This window comes from Escherichia sp. MOD1-EC6162, from assembly GCF_002965125.1.
Classification (GTDB): Bacteria; Pseudomonadota; Gammaproteobacteria; order Enterobacterales; family Enterobacteriaceae; genus Escherichia; species Escherichia marmotae.
The window spans coordinates 350,807-376,560 of the sequence record NZ_PTSB01000001.1 but is presented as its reverse complement, the minus strand read 5'-3'; the positions used below and the strand labels follow the sequence as shown (position 1 = coordinate 376,560).

General features: G+C 52.5%; 25 protein-coding genes. 18 read left to right on the top strand and 7 right to left on the bottom strand.

The window, feature by feature from the left end:
• Positions 1-139: 139 nt before the first annotated feature.
• Positions 140-1,333, bottom strand: coding sequence for an ROK family protein (locus A9587_RS01765; protein WP_001516887.1), 1,194 nt, complete (start codon positions 1,331-1,333; stop codon positions 140-142).
• Between the two features lie 117 nt (positions 1,334-1,450).
• On the opposite strand from A9587_RS01765, the gene A9587_RS01760 reads away from it, so the two are divergent.
• The 6 genes from A9587_RS01760 to A9587_RS01735 all read left to right on the top strand — a co-directional run bounded on the left by A9587_RS01760 (position 1,451) and on the right by A9587_RS01735 (position 10,380).
• A complete protein-coding gene (locus A9587_RS01760) occupies positions 1,451-4,732 on the top strand; it encodes a DUF5107 domain-containing protein (protein ID WP_105263388.1) in 3,282 nt (1,093 codons plus the stop codon).
• 96 nt (positions 4,733-4,828) lie between these two features.
• Positions 4,829-5,812 (top strand): substrate-binding domain-containing protein, encoded by a 984-nt coding sequence (locus tag A9587_RS01755; protein ID WP_105263387.1) that lies wholly within the window; start codon positions 4,829-4,831, stop codon positions 5,810-5,812.
• A 22-nt stretch (positions 5,813-5,834) separates the two neighbouring features.
• Positions 5,835-7,346 carry a sugar ABC transporter ATP-binding protein gene (locus tag A9587_RS01750; RefSeq protein WP_105263386.1) on the top strand — a complete coding sequence of 504 codons (1,512 nt, stop codon included), beginning with the start codon at positions 5,835-5,837 and terminating at the stop codon, positions 7,344-7,346.
• A gap of 24 nt (positions 7,347-7,370) precedes the next feature.
• Positions 7,371-8,369, top strand: a complete 999-nt coding sequence (locus A9587_RS01745) for an ABC transporter permease (RefSeq protein ID WP_001276671.1) — start codon at positions 7,371-7,373, stop codon at positions 8,367-8,369.
• A gap of 32 nt (positions 8,370-8,401) precedes the next feature.
• Positions 8,402-9,496 (top strand): zinc-dependent alcohol dehydrogenase family protein, encoded by a 1,095-nt coding sequence (locus tag A9587_RS01740; protein WP_172953841.1) that lies wholly within the window; start codon positions 8,402-8,404, stop codon positions 9,494-9,496.
• A gap of 11 nt (positions 9,497-9,507) precedes the next feature.
• Positions 9,508-10,380, top strand: coding sequence for an aldose 1-epimerase (locus tag A9587_RS01735; protein WP_001516882.1), 873 nt, complete (start codon positions 9,508-9,510; stop codon positions 10,378-10,380).
• Between the two features lie 85 nt (positions 10,381-10,465).
• On the opposite strand, the gene A9587_RS01730 is transcribed toward A9587_RS01735, so the two are convergent.
• Complete coding sequence (locus tag A9587_RS01730; protein WP_001094718.1) at positions 10,466-10,888, bottom strand: DoxX family protein; 423 nt, start codon at positions 10,886-10,888, stop codon at positions 10,466-10,468.
• A 236-nt stretch (positions 10,889-11,124) separates the two neighbouring features.
• On the opposite strand from A9587_RS01730, the gene A9587_RS01725 reads away from it, so the two are divergent.
• On the top strand, positions 11,125-12,264 hold the full coding sequence (locus A9587_RS01725) for a 3-phenylpropionate MFS transporter (protein ID WP_105263385.1): 1,140 nt from the start codon (positions 11,125-11,127) through the stop codon (positions 12,262-12,264).
• Here the strand turns inward: A9587_RS01725 and csiE are convergent, their stop codons facing one another.
• The 3 genes from csiE to suhB all read right to left on the bottom strand — a co-directional run bounded on the left by csiE (position 12,265) and on the right by suhB (position 15,532).
• Entirely contained in the window at positions 12,265-13,539 is a 1,275-nt protein-coding gene (gene csiE / locus A9587_RS01720) for a stationary phase inducible protein CsiE (RefSeq protein WP_105263384.1), read from the bottom strand. It abuts the gene before it with no gap.
• Between the two features lie 196 nt (positions 13,540-13,735).
• Positions 13,736-14,584 (bottom strand): alpha/beta hydrolase, encoded by an 849-nt coding sequence (locus A9587_RS01715; protein WP_001516879.1) that lies wholly within the window; start codon positions 14,582-14,584, stop codon positions 13,736-13,738.
• Between the two features lie 144 nt (positions 14,585-14,728).
• On the bottom strand, positions 14,729-15,532 hold the full coding sequence (gene suhB / locus A9587_RS01710; protein WP_000553448.1) for an inositol-1-monophosphatase: 804 nt from the start codon (positions 15,530-15,532) through the stop codon (positions 14,729-14,731).
• Between the two features lie 118 nt (positions 15,533-15,650).
• Between suhB and trmJ the strand changes: the two genes are divergently transcribed.
• The 11 genes from trmJ to sseB all read left to right on the top strand — a co-directional run bounded on the left by trmJ (position 15,651) and on the right by sseB (position 24,583).
• The gene (trmJ, locus tag A9587_RS01705) at positions 15,651-16,391 is read left to right on the top strand and encodes a tRNA (cytosine(32)/uridine(32)-2'-O)-methyltransferase TrmJ (RefSeq protein WP_000940037.1); all 741 of its coding nucleotides are present in this window, start codon (positions 15,651-15,653) and stop codon (positions 16,389-16,391) included.
• A 270-nt stretch (positions 16,392-16,661) separates the two neighbouring features.
• A complete protein-coding gene (gene iscR / locus A9587_RS01700) occupies positions 16,662-17,150 on the top strand; it encodes a Fe-S cluster assembly transcriptional regulator IscR (RefSeq protein ID WP_001241357.1) in 489 nt (162 codons plus the stop codon).
• 111 nt (positions 17,151-17,261) lie between these two features.
• Positions 17,262-18,476 carry a cysteine desulfurase gene (gene iscS, locus A9587_RS01695; protein WP_001295373.1) on the top strand — a complete coding sequence of 405 codons (1,215 nt, stop codon included), beginning with the start codon at positions 17,262-17,264 and terminating at the stop codon, positions 18,474-18,476.
• Between the two features lie 27 nt (positions 18,477-18,503).
• Complete coding sequence (gene iscU, locus A9587_RS01690) at positions 18,504-18,890, top strand: Fe-S cluster assembly scaffold IscU (RefSeq protein WP_000331707.1); 387 nt, start codon at positions 18,504-18,506, stop codon at positions 18,888-18,890.
• A 16-nt stretch (positions 18,891-18,906) separates the two neighbouring features.
• Positions 18,907-19,230: an iron-sulfur cluster assembly protein IscA gene (iscA, locus tag A9587_RS01685; RefSeq protein ID WP_000028953.1), complete on the top strand. Its 324-nt coding sequence runs from the start codon at positions 18,907-18,909 to the stop codon at positions 19,228-19,230.
• A gap of 95 nt (positions 19,231-19,325) precedes the next feature.
• Positions 19,326-19,841 carry a co-chaperone HscB gene (gene hscB, locus A9587_RS01680; RefSeq protein ID WP_000384411.1) on the top strand — a complete coding sequence of 172 codons (516 nt, stop codon included), beginning with the start codon at positions 19,326-19,328 and terminating at the stop codon, positions 19,839-19,841.
• 16 nt (positions 19,842-19,857) lie between these two features.
• On the top strand, positions 19,858-21,708 hold the full coding sequence (gene hscA, locus A9587_RS01675; RefSeq protein WP_001516878.1) for a Fe-S protein assembly chaperone HscA: 1,851 nt from the start codon (positions 19,858-19,860) through the stop codon (positions 21,706-21,708).
• Between the two features lies 1 nt (position 21,709).
• Positions 21,710-22,045, top strand: coding sequence for an ISC system 2Fe-2S type ferredoxin (gene fdx / locus A9587_RS01670; RefSeq protein WP_001124467.1), 336 nt, complete (start codon positions 21,710-21,712; stop codon positions 22,043-22,045).
• An 11-nt stretch (positions 22,046-22,056) separates the two neighbouring features.
• Positions 22,057-22,257 carry a Fe-S cluster assembly protein IscX gene (iscX, locus tag A9587_RS01665; RefSeq protein WP_000523616.1) on the top strand — a complete coding sequence of 67 codons (201 nt, stop codon included), beginning with the start codon at positions 22,057-22,059 and terminating at the stop codon, positions 22,255-22,257.
• A 58-nt stretch (positions 22,258-22,315) separates the two neighbouring features.
• Positions 22,316-23,599: an aminopeptidase PepB gene (pepB, locus tag A9587_RS01660; RefSeq protein ID WP_000133530.1), complete on the top strand. Its 1,284-nt coding sequence runs from the start codon at positions 22,316-22,318 to the stop codon at positions 23,597-23,599.
• Positions 23,600-23,806: 207 nt separating this feature from the next.
• Entirely contained in the window at positions 23,807-24,583 is a 777-nt protein-coding gene (gene sseB, locus A9587_RS01655; protein WP_010378943.1) for an enhanced serine sensitivity protein SseB, read from the top strand.
• Between the two features lie 31 nt (positions 24,584-24,614).
• On the opposite strand, the gene timP is transcribed toward sseB, so the two are convergent.
• On the bottom strand, positions 24,615-24,740 hold the full coding sequence (gene timP, locus A9587_RS25390) for a small toxic inner membrane protein TimP (protein ID WP_242664687.1): 126 nt from the start codon (positions 24,738-24,740) through the stop codon (positions 24,615-24,617).
• Between the two features lie 143 nt (positions 24,741-24,883).
• Complete coding sequence (sseA, locus tag A9587_RS01650) at positions 24,884-25,729, bottom strand: 3-mercaptopyruvate sulfurtransferase (protein WP_000108593.1); 846 nt, start codon at positions 25,727-25,729, stop codon at positions 24,884-24,886.
• Between the last annotated feature and the right edge of the window lie 25 nt (positions 25,730-25,754).

Here is a 25,754-nt window from a genome sequence, read left to right as displayed (position 1 = left end):
TTATCCGGCCTACAAAACTTTGCAAATTCAATACATTGCAATATCCGTGTAGGCCTGATAAGCGTAGCGCATCAGGCAATCTTACGTTTGTGATCATCGCGAGGCTTCCTTCGGGAAGCCTTGTTACGTTATCGCGGCATTAAATTTGCCGTAACTGCGCTTCAACATACAAATAGCCAATCCCCAGCACCTGTTGCGCGCGGCTTAATTGCCCGAAGCCAATTTGCGTCGCTTTCACGCCAGGCCCTTCATCGCGGTCGAACGGATTAAACCCTGTCTGGCGAATAATGGTATTAAGCCAGTTCTCGCCAAAGGCGCAACTACGACCATACAGCCAAATCTGATTAATATTGAGGATGTTGAGGAAGTTATACAGACTTAAACCAATGGCGTTAGCACTGCGGTCAACCCAACTGGTGACCCACGGTTCTCCACTTTGCCAGGCAGCGATTAATTGCGCTGTAGTCAGTTTTTCGGGATCAAGTTGAGTATTGTCCGGCTGTGATTTTAGCCATACCCGCGCCTGCTTTTTTAATGCGCTTAACGAGGCGACGGTTTCCAGGCAGCCGTAACGTCCACAATCACAGGCGACGCCATCGGGGTTAACGATGGTGTGACCAATCTGTCCGCTGCCATACAAACTGCCGCGATAAATTTGCTCGTTAATCACGAACGACGAGCCAATGCCGTAATCAACGTTGATCACGCAGAAATCACGCCCCTGCGAATTTTTTTGCCATTTCTCCGCCAGCGCCAGCATCACGCAGTCATTATCGACCATTACCCGAATGCCGAGCTTTTCTTCCAGCAGATATTTCACCTCAACCGGCGCTGTCCACGGCGCTTGCGGCATGGTTTGCGATACGCCGGTGACCGGATCAACCTGGCCGTGAATTGCCAGCGCCAGATTGATAGTGCGCTCTGGCCACAGTTTGCGATGGCGATGCCAGCATTTTTCGATCTCCGCCAATAGCGCCTGCGGTGTCGGAGCGTCAATCTGAAAGCGTTCAAATTCACCTTTCGGACTTAAACAGGCATTAGCGACCTGACACTCAATGCTGGTGGGCGTAACGTTCAGACACAGCGTCCAGGCACCCTCCGGTGCAATGAGCCATGTGCCGCTGCTATGCCCGCGCGTCTGGCTTTCATCGTCGATATTCACCACCCGCTTTTCGTTTTCCAGCTCCTGCAAAATATTACTGACTGCCGGAATTGAAATTTGCGCCAGTCGGGCCAGCGTCGATTTATTGGCACGTTTTTGCCGGTACAGCAGCTCCAGAATCACGCATTTGTTATGGTGGCGGATCTGTTGATTGTTAATGCAGGCTCTCATCTTCACTAAACCTTGTTTAGTTAATTGCGTGATTATTCCGCGAAAACATTGCCAGATTGTTCAATACACTGCCACAAATCTTTTAATTCAGTATGTCTTGTTAATATTGAGGGCACCATGACTCCAGTAAAAGTGTGGCAAGAGCGCGTTGAGATCCCGACCTATGAAACCGGGCCGCAGGATATACATCCCATGTTTCTGGAAAATCGCGTTTATCAGGGATCGTCCGGCGCTGTTTATCCTTATGGCGTGACGGATACGCTGAGCGAGCAGAAAACCCTGAAATCGTGGCAGGCGGTATGGCTGGAAAACGACTACATCAAAGTGATGATCCTGCCGGAACTGGGCGGTCGTGTGCATCGCGCGTGGGATAAAGTAAAACAGCGCGATTTTGTCTATCACAATGAGGTGATAAAACCGGCGCTGGTAGGGCTGCTGGGGCCGTGGATCTCGGGCGGGATTGAGTTTAACTGGCCGCAACACCATCGCCCGACCACCTTTATGCCCGTTGATTTCGCCATCGAAGCACATGAAGATGGCGCACAGACTGTATGGGTTGGCGAAACGGAGCCGATGCACGGTTTACAGGTGATGACCGGTTTCACGCTGCGCCCTGACCGTGCCGCACTGGAAATCGCCAGCCGCGTCTATAACGGCAATGCTACGCCGCGTCATTTTTTGTGGTGGGCCAATCCGGCGGTGAAAGGTGGTGAAGGGCATCAGAGTGTTTTCCCACCGGATGTGACTGCGGTATTCGATCATGGCAAACGGGCCGTTTCAGCTTTCCCCATTGCCACCGGAACCTATTACAAAGTGGACTACTCCGCCGGGGTGGACATTTCTCGTTATAAAAATGTACCCGTTCCAACATCATATATGGCCGAAAAATCACAGTACGATTTTGTTGGCGCGTGGTGTCACGATGAAGATGGCGGTTTGCTTCACGTTGCCAACCACCATATTGCACCAGGTAAAAAACAGTGGAGCTGGGGACACAGTGAATTTGGTCAGGCGTGGGATAAGAGCCTGACCGACAATAACGGCCCGTATATCGAACTGATGACTGGCATTTTTGCTGACAACCAGCCCGATTTTACCTGGCTTGATGCTTACGAAGAGAAGCGTTTCGAGCAGTATTTCCTGCCTTATCATTCTCTGGGTATGGTGCAAAACGCCTCCCGCGACGCGGTGATTAAATTAGAGCGTAGCGAGCGGGGGATTGAGTGGGGGCTGTATGCCATCTCCCCGTTGAGTGGATATCGTCTGGCGATCCGCGAAATCGGCAAATGCAACGTGTTACTTGACGATGCCGTAGCCCTGACACCAGCGACCGCCATCCAGGGCGTGTTATACGGTATTGATCCGGGCAGATTGACTATCGAACTTTCCGATGCTGACGGCAATATTGTACTGAGTTATCAAGAACATCAGCCGCAAGAGCTACCGTTGCCGGACGTTGCTAAAGCGCCACTGGCAGCACAAGACATTACCAGTACAGATGAAGCCTGGTTTGTCGGTCAGCATCTGGAGCAATACCATCACGCCAGCCGTTCGCCGTTCGATTACTACCTGCGCGGCGTGGCGTTGGATCCGCTCGATTATCGCTGCAACCTGGCGCTGGCGATGCTGGAATATAACCGCGCAGATTTCCCGCAAGCGGTGGCATATGCCAGTCAGGCGCTAAAACGCGCACATGCGCTGAATAAAAATCCGCAGTGCGGACAGGCAAGTTTGATTCGCGCCAGTGCTTACGAACGTCAGGGGCAATATCAACAAGCCGAAGAGGATTTCTGGCGTGCAGTCTGGAGCGGCAACAGTAAAGCGGGCGGCTATTACGGTCTGGCACGACTGGCGGCGCGTAATGGCAACTTCGAGGCAGGGCTGGATTTTTGCCAACAAAGCCTGCGCGCCTGCCCAACTAATCAGGAAGTGCTTTGCCTGCATAATCTGCTGCTGGTATTAAGCGGCCGTCAGGATAATGCGCGTTTACAGCGCGAGAAACTGCTGCGCGATTATCCGCTGAACGCCACCCTGTGGTGGTTGAACTGGTTCGATGGTCGTTCTGAATCTGCCTTCACGCAGTGGCGAGGTCTGTGTCAGGGGCGCGACGTGAACGCCCTGATGACTGCCGGGCAGTTGATTAACTGGGGAATGCCCGCCCTGGCGGCAGAGATGCTGAACGCACTGGACTGCCAACGCACGTTGCCGCTTTATCTGCAAGCGAGCTTATTGCCGAAAGCTGATCGTGGCGAACTGGTGACAAAAGCCATTGATGTCTTTCCGCAGTTTGTCCGTTTCCCGAATACGCTGGAGGAAGTGGCGGCACTGGAGAGCATTGAAGAGTGTTGGTTCGCCCGTCATTTACTGGCCTGCTTCTACTACAACAAGCGTTGCTACGACAAAGCCATTGCCTTATGGCAGCGTTGCGTAGAGATGTCGCCGGAGTTTGCCGACGGCTGGCGCGGGTTGGCGATCCATGCGTGGAATAAGCAGCACGATGATGAACTGGCCGCGCGTTATCTTGATAATGCTTATCAGCTTGCGCCACAGGATGCACGTCTGCTTTTCGAACGCGATTTGCTGGATAAGTTAACCGGATCTTCGCCGGAGAAACGACTGGCGCGTCTGGAAAATAATCTGGAAATTGCCCTGAAACGCGACGACATGACCGCAGAACTGCTCAATTTGTGGCATCTCACCGGTCAGGCAGACAAAGCGGCGGACATTCTCGCCACGCGCAAATTCCATCCGTGGGAAGGCGGGGAAGGGAAAGTTACCTGCCAGTTTATCCTCAACCAGTTGTTACGCGCCTGGCAACACCTTGATGCCAGACAGCCGCAGCAGGCAAGCGAACTGCTTCATGCCGCGTTGCATTATCCGGAGAATTTAAGCGAAGGTCGTTTACCTGGGCAGACTGATAACGACATCTGGTTCTGGCAGGCAGTATGCGCGAAAACGCAGGGCGATGAAGCTGAGGCGACGCGCTGCTTACGAATGGCGGCGACCGGCGATCGCACCATTAACATCCACAGTTATTACAACGATCAGCCGGTCGATTATCTCTTCTGGCAAGGGATGGCACTGCGATTGCTGGGCGAACAACAAACGGCACAGCAACTGTTCAGTAAAATGAAACAGTGGGCGCAACAGATGGCGAAAACCAGTATCGAAGCGGATTTCTTTGCTGTTTCACAACCGGACTTGTTGTCGCTGTATGGCGATTTACAACAGCAGCATAAAGAAAAATGCCTGATGGTGTCGATGCTGGCGGCTGCGGGATTAGGGGAGATTGCGCAATATGAATCTGTGCGCGCTGAACTGACGGCGATTAATCCGGCCTGGCCGAAAGCGGCATTATTCACCACCGTGATGCCTTTTATTTTTAACTACGTTCACTAAACCCTATTAACTGTAATATTTGAGCGGCATGCGCTGCCGCTCATCACTAAATAATTAAAATAAGCCGTTGTAAATAAAAACCCTACAGGAGGCACTATGCCTGAAAAAATGAGAGCAACCCGTAATATAATTTTAATAGCTACGCTTTTGGGTAGCGCACTATTCGCCAGGGCTGCGGAAAAAGAAATGACCATTGGCGCAATATATCTTGATACTCAGGGATATTACGCCGGTGTACGTCAGGGTGTTCAGGATGCGGCAAAAGATTCCTCAGTACAGGTACAGTTAATAGAAACCAACGCACAGGGGGATATTTCAAAAGAAAGTACTTTTGTTGATACCCTCGTGGCGCGTAATGTTGATGCCATTATTTTGTCGGCAGTGTCTGAAAATGGCAGTAGCCGCACCGTTCGACGCGCCAGTGAGGCGGGTATTCCAGTGATTTGCTACAACACCTGTATTAATCAGAAAGGGGTCGATAAATATGTCTCGGCGTATCTGGTGGGCGATCCTCTGGAATTCGGTAAAAAACTGGGTAATGCCGCCGCCGATTATTTTATTGCCAACAAAATTGAACAACCAAAAATTGCCGTCATAAATTGCGAAGCTTTTGAAGTTTGTGTGCAGCGGCGTAAAGGGTTTGAAGAAGTATTAAAAGCCCGTGTTCCCGGAGCGCAAATTGTCGCGAATCAGGAAGGTACTGTTTTAGATAAAGCGATTTCTGTCGGTGAAAAACTGATTATCTCCACGCCGGATCTCAACGCCATTATGGGGGAATCGGGCGGCGCGACACTCGGCGCAGTTAAAGCAGTACGTAATCAAAATCAGGCCGGGAAAATTGCCGTCTTTGGTTCAGATATGACGACTGAAATTGCCCTGGAACTGGAAAACAACCAGGTGCTGAAAGCGGTAGTGGATATTTCCGGTAAGAAAATGGGTAACGCTGTTTTTGCGCAAACATTGAAGGTTATCGATAAAAAAGCCGACGGTGAGAAAGTGATTCAGGTGCCTATCGATCTCTATACCAAAACGGAAGACGGTAAGCAGTGGCTGGCAACGCATGTTGATGGTCTGCCCTAATAGCTGATTCGCAGAGGTCCCTATGTTCACGGCAACAGAGGCAGTCCCGGTAGCAAAAGTGGTGGCAGGAAATAAGCGTTATCCCGGCGTCGTTGCGCTGGATAACGTTAATTTCACGCTCAATAAAGGCGAAGTTCGCGCGCTGTTAGGTAAAAACGGCGCGGGCAAATCGACCCTCATTCGAATGCTCACCGGCAGCGAACGCCCGGACAGCGGCGATATCTGGATTGGCGAGACGCGGCTGGAAGGTGACGAAGCTACGCTGACTCGCCGTGCCGCTGAACTGGGGGTACGCGCGGTTTATCAGGAGTTAAGTCTGGTGGAGGGGCTGACGGTGGCGGAAAACCTCTGCCTTGGTCAATGGCCACGCCGCAACGGCATGATTGATTACCCGCAAATGGCGCAGGATGCCCAATGTTGCTTACAGGCGCTGGGTGTCGACGTTAGCCCTGAACAACTTGTATCGACGCTAAGTCCGGCGCAAAAGCAACTGGTGGAAATTGCGCGGGTGATGAAGGGCGAGCCGCGCGTGGTCATTCTTGATGAACCTACCAGTTCGCTTGCCAGTGCGGAAGTTGAACTGGTGATCAGCGCCGTGAAAAAGATGTCGGCACTGGGCGTGGCGGTGATTTATGTCAGCCACCGGATGGAAGAAATCCGCCGTATCGCTTCCTGCGCCACCGTCATGCGCGATGGTCAGGTGGCGGGCGATGTGATGCTCGAAAACACCTCCACCCGTCATATTGTGTCGCTGATGCTTGGACGCGATCACGTTGATATTGCGCCGGTTGCCGCCCAGGAAATTGCTGACCAGATCGTGCTGGATGTTCGTGCGTTACGCCACAGACCAAAACTTGCGGAGATCAATTTTTCACTGCGTCGTGGTGAAGTGCTCGGTATTGCTGGCCTGCTGGGAGCCGGGCGCAGTGAATTGCTGAAAGCGATTGTTGGACTGGAAGCGTTTGAGCAGGGCGAAATTGTTATCAACGGCGAGAAAATCACGCGCCCGGATTACGGCGACATGTTGAAACGCGGCATCGGCTATACCCCGGAAAATCGCAAAGAAGCGGGGATCATTCCCTGGCTGGGCGTTGACGAAAATACAGTGCTGACCAACCGGCAAAAAATCAGCGCTAACGGCGTGCTGCAATGGTCCACCATCCGCCGCCTGACCGAAGAGGTGATGCAACGGATGACAGTCAAGGCTGCCAGTAGCGAAACGCCGATTGGTACGCTTTCCGGCGGTAATCAGCAAAAAGTGGTGATCGGTCGTTGGGTCTATGCCGCCAGCCAGATTCTGTTGCTCGACGAGCCAACGCGCGGCGTCGATATCGAAGCCAAGCAGCAGATTTACCGTATTGTCCGCGAGCTGGCCGCAGAAGGAAAAAGCGTGGTGTTTATCTCCAGTGAAGTGGAGGAGTTGCCGCTGGTGTGCGACCGCATCCTGTTGTTACAGCACGGCACGTTCTCGCAGGAGTTTCACTCGCCGGTCAATGTGGATGAGCTGATGTCCGCCATTCTGTCTGTGCACTGATGAATTTTACCGAGGAACCTGAAGATGTCTGCTTCGTCATTACCATTGCCGCAGGGCAAGAGCGTCTCGCTCAAACAATTTGTCAGTCGCCACATTAATGAGATCGGTTTGCTGGTGGTGATAGCCATTTTGTATCTGGTCTTCTCCCTGAACGCACCAGGCTTTATCTCATTAAATAACCAGATGAACGTGCTACGTGATGCCGCCACCATCGGTATTGCCGCCTGGGCGATGACGCTGATTATTATCTCCGGTGAAATTGATGTCAGCGTTGGGCCAATGGTGGCTTTTGTCTCGGTGTGCCTGGCATTTTTACTGCAATTTGAGGTTCCTCTGGCGGTGGCGTGTTTGTTGGTGTTGCTGTTAGGCGCGCTGATGGGAACGCTCGCCGGGGTGTTACGTGGCGTGTTTAACGTGCCAAGTTTTGTGGCCACGCTGGGGTTGTGGAGCGCCCTGCGCGGTATGGGGCTGTTTATGACTAACGCCCTGCCTGTGCCGATTGACGAAAACGAGGTACTGGACTGGCTGGGTGGGCAATTTCTCGGCGTGCCGGTATCCGCGCTGATCATGATGGTGTTGTTTGCGCTGTTTGTGTTCATCAGCCGTAAAACTGCCTTCGGGCGTTCGGTTTTTGCTGTGGGCGGTAATGCCACGGCGGCGCAGTTGTGCGGGATTAACGTCCGGCGAGTACGCATTCTTATTTTTACCCTTTCAGGATTATTAGCGGCGGTGACCGGCATTTTACTGGCGGCGCGCCTCGGTTCTGGTAACGCAGGCGCGGCAAACGGTCTGGAGTTTGACGTGATCGCAGCCGTGGTAGTTGGTGGTACTGCGCTTTCCGGCGGTCGCGGCTCCCTGTTCGGTACGCTGCTTGGCGTTCTGGTCATTACGCTAATCGGTAACGGTCTGGTGCTGCTCGGAATTAACTCCTTTTTCCAGCAGGTGGTCCGCGGCGTCATCATCGTGGTGGCGGTACTGGCGAATATCTTGCTGACCCAGCGAAGCAGTAAAGCGAAACGCTAAATATTAACGCCCCTGGCGCGGGTGCGGCAGGGATGAAAATTAATCGTATTGTTAATGAGGGACTTATGAAAACGATGCTGGCAGCTTACTTACCAGGAAATTCGACCGTTGATCTACGGGAAGTTGCGGTGCCGACGCCGGGGATTAACCAGGTACTGATCAAAATGAAATCCTCCGGGATTTGCGGAAGCGATGTCCACTATATCTATCATCAACACCGCGCCACGGCGGCGGCGCCCGATAAACCGTTGTATCAGGGATTTATCAACGGTCATGAACCGTGCGGGCAGATTGTGGCTATGGGGCAAGGCTGTCGACATTTTAAAGAGGGTGACCGCGTGCTGGTGTATCACATTTCCGGCTGTGGTTTTTGCCCGAATTGCCGCCGCGGCTTTCCTATCTCTTGTACCGGTAAAGGAAAAGCGGCTTACGGCTGGCAGCGTGATGGCGGTCATGCCGAATATCTGCTGGCGGAAGAAAAAGATCTGATCCTCCTGCCAGACGCACTGAGCTACGAAGATGGAGCGTTTATCAGTTGCGGCGTTGGCACGGCGTATGAAGGGATTTTGCGCGGCGAAGTCTCCGGCAGCGATAACGTGCTGGTGGTCGGTCTGGGGCCGGTCGGGATGATGGCGATGATGCTGGCGAAAGGTCGCGGTGCGAAACGGATCATCGGCGTTGATATGTTGCCGGAACGTCTGGCGATGGCGAAACAGTTAGGTGTGATGGATCACGGTTATTTAGCAACCACTGAAGGTCTGCCGCAGATAATTGCCGAACTCACCCACGGCGGCGCGGATGTTGCGCTCGATTGTTCCGGTAATGCTGCGGGGCGCTTGCTGGCATTGCAATCCACCGCCGACTGGGGACGCGTGGTTTACATCGGGGAAACTGGAAAAGTGGAGTTCGAGGTCAGCGCCGAACTGATGCACCATCAACGGCGGATTATTGGCTCCTGGGTGACCAGCCTGTTCCATATGGAAAAATGCGCTCACGATCTGACGGACTGGAAACTGTGGCCGCGTAACGCCATTACCCACCGCTTCTCACTGGAACAGGCGGGTGAGGCGTATGCGCTGATGGCAAGCGGCAAATGTGGGAAAGTCGTGATTAATTTCCCGGATTAAGGAGTTAGCGGATGACCATCTATACCTTATTTCATGGGGCGCTAAAGCTGGATATCTCTGACCAGGGCGGAGTCATAGAAGGCTTCTGGCACGACACGACGGCGTTGCTACGTCCGGGTAAAAAAAACGGTGTGGCAACCGATGCCTCCTGTTTTCCGCTGGTGCCGTTTGCTAACCGGGTGAGCGGCAACCGCTTTGTCTGGCAAGGGCGTGAGTATCCGCTACATCCTAACGTTGAATGGGACGCGCATTATCTGCACGGCGATGGCTGGCTGGGCCAGTGGCAATGTGTAACGCGCAGCGATGATAGTTTATGTCTGGAGTATGAACATCGCGGTGGCGTTTATCATTATCGGGTAAGTCAGACGTTTCATTTAACGGCAGATGCGCTGACGGTCACGCTCTCTGTCACCAATGAAGGTGCAGAGACGCTGCCGTTTGGTACGGGCTGGCATCCTTATTTTCCGTTGTCGTCGCAAACGCGGATTCAGGCGCAGGCGAGCGGTTACTGGCTGGAGCGGGAACAGTGGCTGGCGGGGGCGTTTTGCGCGCAGTTACCGCTGGAGCTGGATTTCAATCAGCTCGCGCCGTTGCCGCGTCAGTGGGTGAACAATGGTTTTTCCGGATGGAATGGTCAGGCACGCATTGAGCAGCCACAGCAGGGTTACGCCATCACTATGGAAACGACGCCGCCCGCACCGTGTTATTTCATCTTTGTTTCGGATCCGACGTTTGATAAAGGGTATGCGTTTGATTTCTTCTGCCTGGAGCCGATGAGTCATGCGCCGGATGACCATCATCGTCCCGAAGGCGGAGATCTCATTGCGCTTGCGCCGGGGGAGTCAACAACCTTAGAGATGTCGTTGCGGGTTGAGTTGCTGTAATTTATAAAATGCCGGATGCACAGGCCTACAATGGGTGCCGGAGCGGTAGGCCGGATAAGGCGTTCACGCCGCATCCGGCATGTTTTTAACGCCGATCGAGAGAAATCGCCCCCGGTCCGGTAATCGCCAGCAGCAGGAATGCGCCTGCAATACTGACATTTTTCCAGAAATTAATCATATTTGGCCCGACCGCATCCCCCGTCATATCCCAGTAATGATGGCCAATCACCGCTGTACCCAGCGTGTAGAAAATAAACAGCACCGCCAGCGGACGAGTGAAAAAACCAAGCACGATTAATATCGCGGCAGGCACTTCCATAACTACCGCAATAATTGCCGCCAGCATCGGCATTGGCGCGCCCAGCGAGGCCATATATTGGACCGTACCGTCAAAGCCCATCATTTTGGGAAAACCAAAAATAATGAAAATTAAGATGATGGCAATACGGGCAATTAATAACAAAACGGGGCGGGCTGCGCCAAAATCAAAATAACGTAGTGTGTTCATAACCAATCCCTTTGCAAAAAGATGTGATTTAAACGTAATACACACTCTGGCACCTCGCCACGCCCCAGGCGTTGAGATATTCGCTAATTATCCTGGTTTGCTATAACGGCATAGCGCAGGTCGCTGACAATGCGCTTGCTGCTTCATGCCGGGAAGCTCGCTCGAATATTCTTATTTTCCAACTTGCAACAACATTCGATTAACTCCAGACTAACGCCTCCTGACGGGAGGGACTCATGGTTTTGCAATCCACGCGCTGGCTGGCGCTCGGTTATTTCACGTACTTTTTTAGCTACGGCATTTTTCTACCTTTCTGGAGCGTCTGGCTTGAGGGGATTGGCTTAACGCCAGAAACCATCGGTCTGTTGTTAGGGGCCGGTCTGGTTGCCCGTTTTCTCGGTAGTTTGATAATCGCGCCCCGCGTCAGCGATCCTTCTCGTCTGATTTCCGCGCTGCGGGTGCTGGCGTTGCTGACGCTGCTGTTTGCCGTTGCCTTCTGGGCTGGCGCGCATGTCGCGTGGCTGATGGTGGTAATGGTCGGTTTTAACCTCTTTTTCTCACCGCTGGTGCCGTTGACTGACGCGCTGGCGAATACCTGGCAAAAGCAGTTTCCGCTTGATTACGGCAAAGTGCGGCTGTGGGGCTCGGTGGCATTTGTCATTGGTTCGGCGCTGACGGGCAAACTGGTCACGGTGTTTGATTATCGGGTGATCCTCGCGATGTTGACGCTGGGCGTGGCATCCATGCTACTTGGTTTTCTCATTCGCCCGACCATTCAACCACAAGGGGTAAGCCGCCAGCAGGAGAGCACGGGATGGCCGGCCTGGCTGGCGCTGGTTCGCCAGAACTGGCGCTTTCTGGCTTGTGTTTGTCTATTGCAGGGAGCGCACGCGGCGTATTACGGTTTTAGCGCCATTTACTGGCAGGCAGCGGGTTACTCGGCTTCGGCGGTGGGCTATTTGTGGTCACTTGGGGTGGTGGCGGAAGTGATCATCTTTGCGCTGAGTAACAAACTTTTCCGTCGCTGTAGCGCTCGCGATATGTTGTTGATCTCAGCGATTTGCGGAGTGGCGCGTTGGAGCATTATGGGGGCAACCACTGAGTTACCGTGGTTGATATTGGTGCAGATCCTGCATTGCGGCACTTTTACCGTGTGCCACCTGGCCGCCATGCGTTATATCGCCGCTCGTCAGGGTAGTGAGGTGAGCCGTTTGCAGGCGGTTTACTCTGCCGTCGCGATGGGCGGCAGTATCGCTATCATGACCGTCTTCGCCGGATTCTTGTATCAATATCTGGGGCACGGCGTGTTCTGGGTGATGGCATTGGTGGCGCTTCCGGCAATGTTTCTGCGCCCAAAAGTGGTTCCCTCATGCTGATTATTCCAGCATTTTACGGATCTGCTCCTGTTGGTGTGCGGTCAGGGTCTGATTCGTATGAATCAGCGGCGGCGAAAAGAGCGGTAACGGGATGGTATAAGGTGCAATAATCAGCACAGCGTTTCTCGGTGCGCCATTTCGTAAAAAGGCCTTCACCGATATATGTTTAATATTGAGCGGCAGTAGCGTAAGTTCGCGCAATTGTTGCTCAATACTTGCTTCTCTTTCACTGTCATTGTCCGTCAGTAAAACAATCTGTTTTTCGTTAACTTCATTTGCTTGCATCAGCCATGCGCCGAAAATCACCGCCACCAGACCACTTTCCTCATCGGAAAAACGGACATTGTATTCACTTTCAAACCCGGCCAGCGCCGCGCGGGTTGTACGAACCAGGCGAGGGTAAAGTCGGCTGAACTCTTCTGGCAAGGTGTTATCAATACCGATGGCAAACAAACTGCGGCGTAATGCCTGAGCGAGATGAGTATAAAGCTGATCGCATAACCCCTGTTCATCATAGAAACGGACATTTCCCAGCTCACGAAAATGTTGTACCAGACGGACGATAGCCTGACGCAATTGCCGATCGCGCTGATGGGTATCCTGCAGCGGATTGGGAACCCGCAACATGGAAAAGAGCAATGCCATAAACAACGGTTCATCTGGTGGTACAGGCTGGCGCGCCCGGCGTTGCCAGTGGCGGCCAATTTCTTGTGCTATCTGAAATTCAAGGCAGGATTCAGCCCATCGACGTTGCTGTGGGTTAAATTGTGGCGTGATCCCGGCATGATGTTGTAGCAGGCAATATTGCAGATACAGGCACAGAAAATGAATATCACGAGCTTCAAAGCATTTTTGCAATCGTCGCGAACACAGATTAACTAAAGCTTGTAGGTTTGTATCGTCGTAAAAGTTGCGAGCAATCCCCCGACGCTTCAATTCTTCCTTTATGGCAGGGGCGAAACGACCGGAGATAAATGACGGGCATAAACGGAAACCGCGTCGTAGCCAGTGAAATAAACATAAACGTTGATTAAGTACTGTACCTTCAATCCGGTAGCTACCGTCATAACCAGTAGTGAGCGTGAGTTGATGATAGCGCAGGATCTCCCGTCCTGTTTCGCTGATATCAAAACTGGCAATATCATCATCCACACCATTAAGCTCGCTAAACGTTGCCGTGGTGGCGGTCAACCCCGGCTGAAATAGCGTTAACAAGATCTGGCAGCGGCGCTGGGGAGCAGAAAGGGCAGATGGTGGAGCAAGTGTAGACATCATCTGTTGATCTCCCATAAGCATAATTGATAAGGATAGCTAAAGTTTGCTTAGGGAAATGGTGAATGGAACGCTATTTATCAGAAATGCGGGCAGGCGTCACAGAATTTTTATCGATATAAACAGCAATGGCCAGTTGAATGCCATGTCTTAAGGTGATTTCATGCTGTTTTATCGGGTTTTAATCTTAAGGTTAATTCTACGGGCTCAACGTATTGAGGATAAAATCTACCGCTTGTTCGCGATAAACATCACCATGACGATCGGAAAAAGCGTCAATGTGTTCGCCATCGGGGATCAGAATCAGCCGTTTTGGCTCTTTCGCCAGAGCATATAACTTTTCACTGTGCTGCCAGGGGATAACGTGATCGGCTTTGCCGTGAATCAGTAAAAGCGGAATGGGGCTGACGCTGGCAATGTAATTTTCACCGCTGTAACTTTCATCAAGTAAGTAACCACTGCCGGGGATCATCTGGTTGGCGATGGTTGAGTAAGAGGCAAATGTGGAGTCGAGGATCACCGCGCGGATGCCCTCACGATTGCCCTGACCAATAACATCAAGAATATTCGCACCGCCAATACTCTGACCAAACAGTACCAGTCGCTGCGGGTTTACATCACTGCGATGGCGCACCACGTTGATGGCGCTCAGTGTATCGTCCAGTAATCCGGCTTGCGAAGGCGTTCCTTTAGACTTACCAAACCCACGATAATCAAACATAAACACGTTGAAATTGCGTTCGGGTAACCAACTGACCAGTGGCCAATGTGCAGACATATTTCCGGCATTGCCATGAGCATGGATTACCGTAGCGATGGCGTTTTCAGCGGGGCCAGTCGATGACGGAATAAACCAGCCTTGCAGGCGTGTGCCATCTTCAGCGGTAAACTCTACGGATTCTGCTGACCAGGGGTCAGGGCCATAAATTTTGTTATCAGGATAATAGAAAAAATTGATAGCGACGCGCGGCACTAAATAAACGCAGACGGCAACAACAAAGAGAATAAACAGAATCTTGAAAACGCGCTTGTTTACTGGCAGGACCATAACCTTTCCTTGCGACTTTTTTGTAATCCATTAATCGGGGAAAGATGGTGGGAGAGCGGTGAGGGAAAGTAAAGCGGCGAGAAAGTATTTCGGAATAGCGCCTGAAAGGCGAGGGCGGGTGAGAGAAATCACCCGCCAGAGAAATTAACGCTTCAGTGCGTCGCTTAACTCGTCACGCATGTTTGACAGCATGGCTTTTACTACGCGTGGGTTACCCGCAACGATGTTACCGGTCAGTATATAGTTATGACCACCAGTGAAGTCGCTGACGATACCACCAGCTTCACGAACCAGCAGTTCGCCTGCGGCGAAGTCCCACGGACGCAGACCGATTTCAAAGAAACCGTCAACGCGACCAGCAGCGACATAAGCCAGATCCAGTGCCGCAGAACCAGTACGACGGAAGTCAGCACATTCGTTGAACAGTTTGCCGACGATGTTAATGTAGGTGGTGGCGTACTGTTTTGCTTTGAACGGGAAGCCAGTTGCCAGAATAGTACCGTCGAGATCGCGAGCAGTGCTGCCACGCAGACGGTAGCCGTTCAGTTGTGCGCCCTGACCGCGAGTCGCGGTGAACAGTTCGTTACGCATAGGATCGTAAACCACAGCAACTTCGGTGCGGCCTTTGATGCGAACAGCGATAGATACCGCGAAATGCGGCAGACGTTTGATAAAGTTGGTGGTGCCATCCAGTGGATCGATAACCCATTGAACATCCTGATCAGTACCTTCAAGTTCACCGCTTTCTTCGGTGATGATGGTGTGCTGCGGGTAAGATTTACGAATCGTGTCGATAATCACCGCTTCGGCAGCTTTATCTACGTTGGTCACGAAATCGTTGCTGCCTTTCTGGCTCGCTTCTACAGCGTCCGGGGTTTCATAGTTTTTGGCAATTAAATTACCCGCCTTGCGCGCTGCGCGCACGGCGATGTTCAGCATCGGATGCATCGGTCTCTCTCACTGGATGTTAAAGAACGGGAAAACGGCGCAGAGTATAGCAGCGAGATCGGCATCTGTCTTCGTTTTATGATAAGATGCGCGAATAATCTTTAGACGAAGAAAGACAATGCTGCAAAATATTCGAATTGTGCTGGTGGAGACGTCACACACCGGCAATATGGGTTCTGTTGCCCGAGCCATGAAAACAATGGGATTAACCAATCTGTGGCTGGTTAATCCTCTGGTGAAACCTGACTCCCAGGCGATCGCGTTGGCAGCGGGAGCCAGTGATGTGATTGGTAATGCGCAGATTGTCGATACACTCGACGAAGCGTTGGCTGGTTGTAGCCTGGTCGTTGGCACCAGCGCGCGTTCCCGTACGCTGCCGTGGCCGATGCTCGACCCGCGCGAATGCGGTTTGAAAAGCGTCGCTGAAGCGGCAAACACGCCGGTGGCGCTGGTCTTTGGTCGCGAGCGCGTCGGCTTGACCAATGAAGAGCTGCAGAAATGCCATTATCATGTCGCGATTGCCGCGAACCCGGAATACAGCTCGCTGAACCTGGCGATGGCAGTACAGGTTATCGCCTATGAAGTGCGTATGGCCTGGCTGGCGACCCAGGAAAACGGCGAGCAGGTTGAGCATGCAGAGACGCCGTATCCGCTGGTGGATGATCTGGAACGTTTTTACGGTCATCTGGAGCAAACGTTGCTGGCAACCGGTTTTATTCGTGAAAACCATCCGGGGCAGGTGATGAATAAATTGCGTCGTCTGTTTACGCGTGCGCGTCCGGAAAGTCAGGAGTTAAATATCCTGCGTGGGATTCTGGCTTCTATTGAGCAGCAGAATAAAGGTAACAAGGCCGAATAACAGTCATTGCCTGATGCGACGCTTAACGCGTCTTATCAGGCTTACAAGTGCACGGAACCGTAGGTCGGATAAGGCGTTTACGCCGCATCCGACAACAGGTACAAATGCCACGATAAGAAAATGGCACTGAAGGCTAAATACCTGACTAAATCAGTCAAGTAAATAGTTGACCAATTTACTCGGGAATGTCAGACTTGACCCTGCTATGCAATACCCCCACTTTTACAATAAAAAACCCCGGGCAGGGGCGAGTTTGAGGTGAAGTAAGACATGAGACTGACATCTAAAGGGCGCTATGCCGTGACCGCAATGCTGGACGTTGCGCTCAACTCCGAAGCAGGCCCGGTTCCGTTGGCTGATATTTCTGAACGTCAGGGAATTTCCCTTTCTTATCTGGAACAACTGTTTTCCCGTCTGCGTAAAAATGGTCTGGTTTCCAGCGTACGTGGACCTGGCGGTGGTTATCTGTTGGGCAAAGATGCCAGCAGCATCGCCGTTGGTGAAGTGATTAGCGCCGTTGACGAATCTGTAGATGCCACCCGTTGTCAGGGTAAAGGCGGCTGCCAGGGCGGCGATAAATGCCTGACCCACGCGCTGTGGCGTGATTTGAGCGACCGTCTCACCGGTTTTCTCAACAACATTACTTTAGGCGAACTGGTCAATAACCAGGAAGTGCTGGATGTGTCTGGTCGTCAACATACTCACGACGCGCCACGTACCCGCACACAAGACGCGATCGACGTTAAGTTACGCGCTTAATAAAAAGAATTCAGAGTCAGGCCGGAGTGTTTATCACTTCGTAAACACGGTCGTACATCCAGCCGGTAGCCTGATTCCTTGCATTGAGTGATGTACGGAGTTTATAGAGCAATGAAATTACCGATTTATCTCGATTACTCCGCAACCACGCCGGTGGACCCGCGTGTTGCCGAGAAAATGATGCAGTTTATGACGATGGACGGAACCTTTGGTAACCCGGCCTCCCGTTCTCACCGTTTCGGCTGGCAGGCTGAAGAAGCAGTAGATATCGCCCGTAATCAGATTGCCGATCTGGTCGGTGCTGACCCGCGTGAAATCGTCTTTACCTCTGGCGCAACCGAATCTGACAACCTGGCAATTAAAGGTGCAGCCAACTTTTATCAGAAAAAAGGCAAGCACATCATCACCAGCAAAACCGAACACAAAGCGGTACTGGACACCTGCCGTCAGCTTGAGCGTGAAGGTTTTGAAGTCACCTACCTGGCGCCGCAGCGTAACGGAATTATCGATCTGAAAGAACTCGAAGCGGCGATGCGTGATGACACCATCCTCGTTTCTATCATGCACGTGAATAACGAAATCGGCGTGGTACAGGATATTGCGGCTATCGGTGAAATGTGCCGTGCCCGTGGCATTATCTATCACGTTGATGCAACCCAGAGCGTGGGTAAACTGCCTATCGACCTGAGCCAGTTGAAAGTTGACCTGATGTCTTTCTCCGGTCACAAAATCTACGGTCCGAAAGGTATTGGCGCGCTGTATGTGCGTCGTAAACCACGCGTGCGCATTGAAGCGCAAATGCACGGCGGCGGTCACGAGCGCGGTATGCGTTCCGGTACACTGCCGGTTCACCAGATCGTGGGTATGGGCGAAGCCTATCGCATCGCAAAAGAAGAGATGGCGACCGAGATGGAACGTCTGCGCGGCCTGCGTAACCGTCTGTGGAACGGCATCAAAGATATCGAAGAAGTTTACCTGAACGGTGACCTGGAACACGGTGCGCCGAACATTCTCAACGTCAGCTTTAACTACGTTGAAGGTGAGTCGCTGATTATGGCGCTGAAAGACCTCGCGGTTTCTTCAGGTTCCGCCTGTACGTCGGCAAGTCTCGAACCGTCCTACGTGCTGCGTGCGCTGGGGCTGAACGACGAGCTGGCACATAGCTCTATCCGTTTCTCTTTAGGTCGTTTTACTACTGAAGAAGAGATCGACTACACCATCGAGTTAGTTCGTAAATCCATCGGTCGTCTGCGTGACCTTTCTCCGCTGTGGGAAATGTACAAGCAGGGCGTGGATCTGAACAGCATCGAATGGGCTCATCATTAATCGGTATCGGAATCAGGAGAATTTATAATGGCTTACAGCGAAAAAGTTATCGACCATTACGAGAATCCGCGTAACGTGGGTTCCTTCGACAACAACGACGAAAACGTGGGCAGCGGCATGGTGGGTGCACCAGCCTGTGGCGACGTGATGAAGTTGCAGATTAAAGTCAACGATGAAGGTATCATTGAAGACGCGCGTTTTAAAACTTACGGCTGCGGTTCCGCTATCGCTTCCAGTTCTCTGGTGACCGAATGGGTGAAAGGGAAATCTCTCGACGAAGCACAGGCGATCAAAAACACCGATATTGCTGAAGAACTTGAACTGCCACCGGTGAAAATTCACTGTTCTATTCTGGCAGAAGACGCGATCAAAGCCGCCATTGCGGACTATAAAAGCAAACGTGAAGCAAAATAAGAGTTGAGGTTTGGTTATGTCGATTACACTGAGCGACAGTGCAGCAGCGCGAGTAAATACCTTTCTGGCTAACCGCGGTAAAGGGTTTGGCCTGCGTCTGGGTGTGAGAACCTCTGGGTGTTCAGGTATGGCGTATGTACTGGAATTTGTTGACGAACCGACGCCGGAAGACATCGTGTTTGAAGACAAAGGCGTGAAAGTCGTGGTCGATGGCAAAAGCCTGCAATTTCTGGACGGTACGCAACTGGACTTCGTAAAAGAAGGCCTGAACGAAGGGTTTAAATTCACCAACCCGAACGTAAAAGATGAATGTGGTTGCGGCGAAAGCTTCCACGTCTGATGCGCATACCGATAACCCCACCGTGGTCGCCTGCGCGTGGGGTTTGTTTTACCTGATTCGCCGTCATTGCGGCGGATCGCAGCCCTGAGAATGTTATGGATTACTTCACCCTCTTTGGCTTGCCTGCCCGTTATCAACTCGATACCCAGGCATTGAGCCTGCGTTTTCAGGATCTACAACGTCAGTATCATCCTGATAAATTCGCCAGCGGAAGCCAGGCGGAACAACTCGCCGCCGTCCAGCAATCCGCAACCATTAACCAGGCATGGCAAACGCTACGTCATCCATTGATGCGGGCAGAATACCTGCTTTCGCTGCACGGTTTTGATCTTGCCAGCGAGCAGCATACAGTGCGCGACACCGCGTTCCTGATGGAACAACTGGAGCTGCGCGAGGAGCTGGACGAGATCGAACAGGCGAAAGACGAAGCGCGGCTGGAAAGCTTTATCAAACGCGTCAAAAAGATGTTTGATACCCGCCATCAGTTGATGGTTGAACAGTTAGACAACGAGGCGTGGGACGCGGCGGCGGATACCGTGCGTAAGCTGCGTTTTCTCGATAAACTGCGAAGCAGTGCCGAACAACTCGAAGAAAAACTGCTCGATTTTTAATTTCTGGAAGCTAAACATGGCCTTATTACAAATTAGTGAACCTGGTTTGAGTGCTGCGCCGCATCAGCGTCGTCTGGCGGCCGGTATTGACCTGGGCACAACCAACTCGCTGGTGGCGACAGTACGCAGCGGTCAGGCCGAAACGTTAGCCGACCATGAAGGCCGTCACCTGCTGCCGTCTGTTGTTCACTATCAACAGCAAGGGCATTCGGTGGGGTATGACGCACGTACTAATGCAGCGCTTGACACAGCCAACACCATTAGTTCTGTTAAACGCCTGATGGGGCGCTCGCTGGCTGATATCCAGCAACGCTATCCGCATCTGCCTTATCAATTCCAGGCCAGCGAGAATGGTCTGCCGATGATTGAAACGGCGGCGGGACTGCTGAACCCGGTGCGCGTTTCTGCGGACATCCTCAAAGCACTGGCAGCACGGGCAACTGAAGCCCTGGCAGGCGAGCTGGATGGTGTGGTTATCACCGTTCCGGCGTACTTTGACGATGCCCAGCGTCAGGGCACCAAAGACGCAGCGCGTCTGGCTGGCCTGCATGTCCTGCGCTTGCTCAACGAACCGACCGCTGCGGCTATCGCCTACGGGCTGGATTCCGGTCAGGAAGGTGTGATTGCCGTTTATGACCTCGGCGGCGGGACTTTTGATATTTCCATTCTACGTTTAAGTCGCGGCGTGTTTGAAGTGCTGGCGACCGGCGGTGATTCTGCGCTCGGTGGTGATGACTTCGACCATCTGCTGGCGGATTACATTCGCGAGCAGGCGGGCATTCCTGACCGTAGCGATAACCGCGTTCAGCGTGAACTGCTGGATGCCGCCATTGCGGCCAAAATCGCTCTGAGCGATGCCGATTCCGTGACTGTTAATGTTGCGGGCTGGCAGGGCGAAATCAGCCGTCAACAATTCAACGAACTGATCGCACCACTGGTTAAACGAACCTTACTGGCCTGTCGTCGCGCGCTGAAAGACGCGGGCGTTGAGGCTGATGAAGTTCTGGAAGTGGTGATGGTTGGCGGTTCTACCCGTGTGCCGTTGGTGCGTGAACGGGTGGGCGAATTTTTCGGTCGTCCGCCACTGACCTCCATCGACCCGGATAAAGTTGTCGCCATTGGCGCGGCGATTCAGGCTGATATTCTGGTGGGTAACAAGCCGGACAGTGAAATGCTGCTGCTCGACGTGATCCCCCTGTCGCTGGGCCTTGAGACTATGGGCGGCCTGGTGGAGAAAGTGATCCCACGTAATACCACCATTCCGGTGGCCCGCGCCCAGGATTTCACCACCTTTAAAGATGGTCAGACGGCAATGTCTATCCATGTTATGCAGGGTGAGCGTGAACTGGTGCAGGATTGCCGCTCGTTGGCACGTTTTGCGCTGCGTGGGATCCCGGCGTTACCGGCTGGCGGTGCGCATATTCGCGTAACGTTCCAGGTCGATGCCGACGGTCTTTTAAGTGTGACGGCGATGGAGAAATCCACCGGCGTTGAGGCGTCTATTCAGGTCAAACCTTCTTATGGTCTGACCGACAGCGAAATCGCCTCAATGATTAAAGACTCAATGAGCTATGCCGAGCAGGACGTAAAAGCCCGTATGCTGGCTGAACAAAAAGTCGAAGCGGCGCGCGTACTGGAAAGTCTGAACGGCGCGCTGGCTGCGGATGCCGCGCTGTTAAGCACCGCAGAACGTCAGGTCATCGACGATGCCGCTGCTCACCTGAGTGAAGTAGCGCAGGGCGATGATGTTGACGCCATCGAACAAGCGATTAAAAACGTAGACAAACAAACCCAGGATTTCGCCGCTCGCCGCATGGACCAGTCGGTTCGTCGTGCGCTGAAAGGCCATTCCGTGGACGAGGTTTAATATGCCAAAGATTGTTATTTTGCCTCATCAGGATCTCTGCCCTGATGGTGCTGTTCTGGAAGCTAAGAGCGGTGAAACCATTCTCGACGCTGCGCTGCGTAACGGCATCGAGATTGAACACGCCTGTGAAAAATCCTGCGCTTGCACCACCTGCCACTGTATCGTTCGTGAAGGTTTTGACTCGTTGCCGGAAAGCTCTGAGCAGGAAGACGACATGCTGGACAAAGCCTGGGGGCTGGAGCCGGAAAGCCGTTTAAGCTGCCAGGCGCGCGTCACCGATGAAGATTTAGTGGTCGAAATTCCGCGTTACACTATCAACCATGCGCGTGAGCATTAACAGAGGTTAGTATGGGACTTAAGTGGACCGATAGCCGCGAAATTGGCGAAGCACTGTACGATGCGTATCCCGATCTCGACCCGAAAACGGTTCGATTCACCGATATGCATCAGTGGATTTGCGATCTGGAAGATTTCGACGACGACCCGCAGGCATCTAACGAGAAAATCCTCGAAGCGATTTTGTTAGTCTGGCTGGACGAAGCTGAGTGAATAAACGGGCTGCCTGGGGGTAGCCCGTTTTGCTGTTAAACAAATAAGGATAACTAAAATGACAGAAGCGATGAAAATTACCCTTTCTTCCCAACCTGCTGATGCGCGTTGGGGAGAAAAAGCGACTTACAGCATTAATAATGATGGCATTACCCTGCACCTGACCGGGGCTGACGATTTGGGGCTGATCCAGCGTGCGGCGCGCAAGATTGACGGTCTGGGCATTAAGCATGTTCAGTTAAGCGGTGAAGGCTGGGATGTGGATCGTTGCTGGGCGTTCTGGCAGGGTTACAAAGCGCCTAAAGGTACGCGTAAAGTCGAGTGGCCGGAGTTGGACGATGCACAACGCCAGGAACTGGATAACCGCCTGATGATCATCGACTGGGTGCGTGACACCATCAACGCACCGGCTGAAGAACTGGGGCCATCACAACTGGCGCAGCGTGCTGTTGATCTGATCAGCAACGTTGCGGGCGATCGTGTGACTTACCGGATCACTAAAGGCGAAGATCTGCGCGAGCAGGGTTATATGGGGCTGCACACCGTTGGACGCGGATCAGAACGTTCCCCGGTATTGCTGGCGCTGGACTATAACCCAACGGGCGATAAAGAAGCGCCGGTATACGCTTGCCTGGTAGGCAAAGGCATCACCTTTGATTCCGGCGGTTACAGTATCAAACAGACCGCGTTTATGGACTCGATGAAGTCCGATATGGGCGGTGCTGCAACGGTTACCGGAGCGCTGGCATTTGCTATTACGCGCGGTCTGAATAAACGCGTGAAACTGTTCCTCTGCTGTGCGGATAACCTGATCAGCGGCAACGCGTTCAAACTGGGCGATATCATCACCTATCGCAACGGTAAAAAAGTCGAAGTGATGAACACCGATGCGGAAGGGCGACTGGTGCTGGCAGATGGCCTGATTGATGCCAGCGCGCAGAAACCGGAACTGATTATTGATGCTGCGACCCTGACCGGAGCGGCGAAAACCGCGCTGGGTAATGATTATCACGCACTGTTCAGTTTTGACGATGCGCTGGCAGGGCGTTTGCTGACGAGTGCCGCGCAGGAGAATGAACCATTCTGGCGTCTGCCACTGGCGGAGTTCCATCGTAACCAGTTACCGTCAAACTTTGCCGAACTTAACAATACCGGAAGCGCGGCTTATCCGGCAGGGGCGAGTACGGCGGCGGGCTTCCTGTCGCACTTTGTTGAGAACTATCAGCAAGGTTGGCTGCACATTGACTGCTCAGCGACTTACCGTAAAGCGCCGGTTGAGCAGTGGTCTGCGGGCGCGACCGGGCTGGGTGTGCGCACGATTGCCAATCTGTTAACTGCGTAATCTTTTATGCCGGATGCGGTTCAAGCCACATCCGGTTTTTTTATCAGACCGTTGGCAAAGTGCATTTGTTCATGCTGGATGCGGCGTAAACGCCTTATCCAGCCTACAAAGTATTGCAAATTCAACAAATTGCGATTCACTTGTAGGCCTGATAAGCGTAGCGCATCAGGCACTTGCGCCCAGAACGTTGAATGAATTGTGGTTCTTATGTCCGAAACAAAAAATGAACTTGAAGACCTGCTGGAAAAAGCAGCAACCGAACCGGCACACCGTCCGGCCTTTTTCCGTACGCTACTGGAATCCACTGTCTGGGTGCCGGGTACAGCGGCGCAGGGCGAGGCAGTAGCTGAAGATAGTGCACTTGATTTACAGCACTGGGAAAAAGAAGATGGCACCAGCGTCATTCCTTTTTTCACCTCGTTAGAAGCACTTCAACAGGCGGTTGAAGACGAACAAGCATTTGTCGTGATGCCCGTTCGCACGCTGTTTGAGATGACCCTTGGTGAAACGCTCTTCCTTAATGCAAAACTGCCCACCGGCAAAGAGTTTATGCCGCGTGAAATCAGTTTGCTGATCGGTGAAGAGGGAAACCCACTGAGCAGTCAGGAAGTGCTGGAAGGTGGCGAGTCGCTGATATTATCGGAAGTCGCAGAGCCGCCAGCACAAATGATTGATTCGCTCACCACCTTATTTAAAACCATTAAGCCGGTGAAGCGCGCTTTTATTTGTTCAATTAAAGAAAGCGAAGAGGCACAACCTAATTTGCTTATTGGTATTGAAGCAGATGGCGATATCGAAGAAATTATTCAGGCGGCGGGAAGCGTGGCGACCGATACGTTACCGGGCGATGAACCTATCGATATTTGTCAGGTGAAAAAAGGGGAAAAAGGAATTAGCCACTTTATTACCGAACATATTGCGCCATTCTATGAACGTCGCTGGGGTGGATTCCTGCGTGATTTTAAACAGAATCGGATAATATAAAATATGCCGCCCCAAAGGGCGGCATTCGGGCTTACTTGCTGCACTGAAGGTTGTTAGCCACCAGTAAATTATTACCAGAGAAACTCCGGTTATTATTTACCTGGGAAAACAGCGCACCAGAAACAATAAGTACGATACAAAAGCACCGTATCTTCATTGTGCGATCCATGCGAAGACCGCATCACGACAGCACCACTGGCGATATTGCCGCGATAGCAAGCGCTGTGAAGCACCTGCGTTGCTTATGCAACACAAGTCAATCTGCTGGAAAGGCCGCGAACCAGACCAGCAATAAAAAGCTTATATCACTGGCTCAACCGGCAAATCTGCCCGTGCCCCCCATTCACTCCATGCACCGTCGTACAGTTTTATGTTTGGTACATCCAGCGTAGCGAGTGCCAGCAACACGACGGCTGCCGTTACGCCAGAACCGCAACTGACAATAATTGGTTTGTCATAGCTGACGCCGCGTCCAAAAAATATTGTATCCAGTTCATCGGTCGTCTTCAGTTCGCCTTCGCGCACCAACTCCGTCCACGGAACATTCAGCGCGCCGGGAATATGCCCACGACGTAAACCTGGGCGAGGTTCATCAACTTCAGCATTAAAACGCGCTGCCGGTCGGGCATCAATAATTTGCGCCGTTTTTTCATGGCTTGCCAATAACACATCGGTCACTTTCACCACGGCTTCCAGGTTAAACGCGGTGTTAAACTCCCCTTCCGGCAATACCACCGCGCCCTCTTCTAACAGAAGACCATCGCGCTGCCAGCCCGCCAGTCCACCGCCCAGAATCGACACTTTCTCCACGCCAAAAGTGCGCAGCATCCACCATGCGCGCGGTGCAGAGAAAAGGTTACCTTCATCATAGACAATCAGATGTTTGTCCTGATTAACGCCCAGTTCACGCATTGCCACTGCGAATGTTTCCGGGCGTGGCAGCATGTGCGGAAGCGGGGAAGTGTGATCGGAAAGTGCTTCGATATCGAAAAATACTGCGCCGGGGATATGTCCATTGAGATATTCCTGGGCAATGTCACGATCTTCCTGTCCGGGCGGTGCCATACGGGCATCAATAATCTGAATTTCCGGATCATCTATATGTTCAGCGAGCCAGTCGGCTCCTACAAACCATGTCGTGGACATAGGCATCTCCATTTTTGCCGGGGTT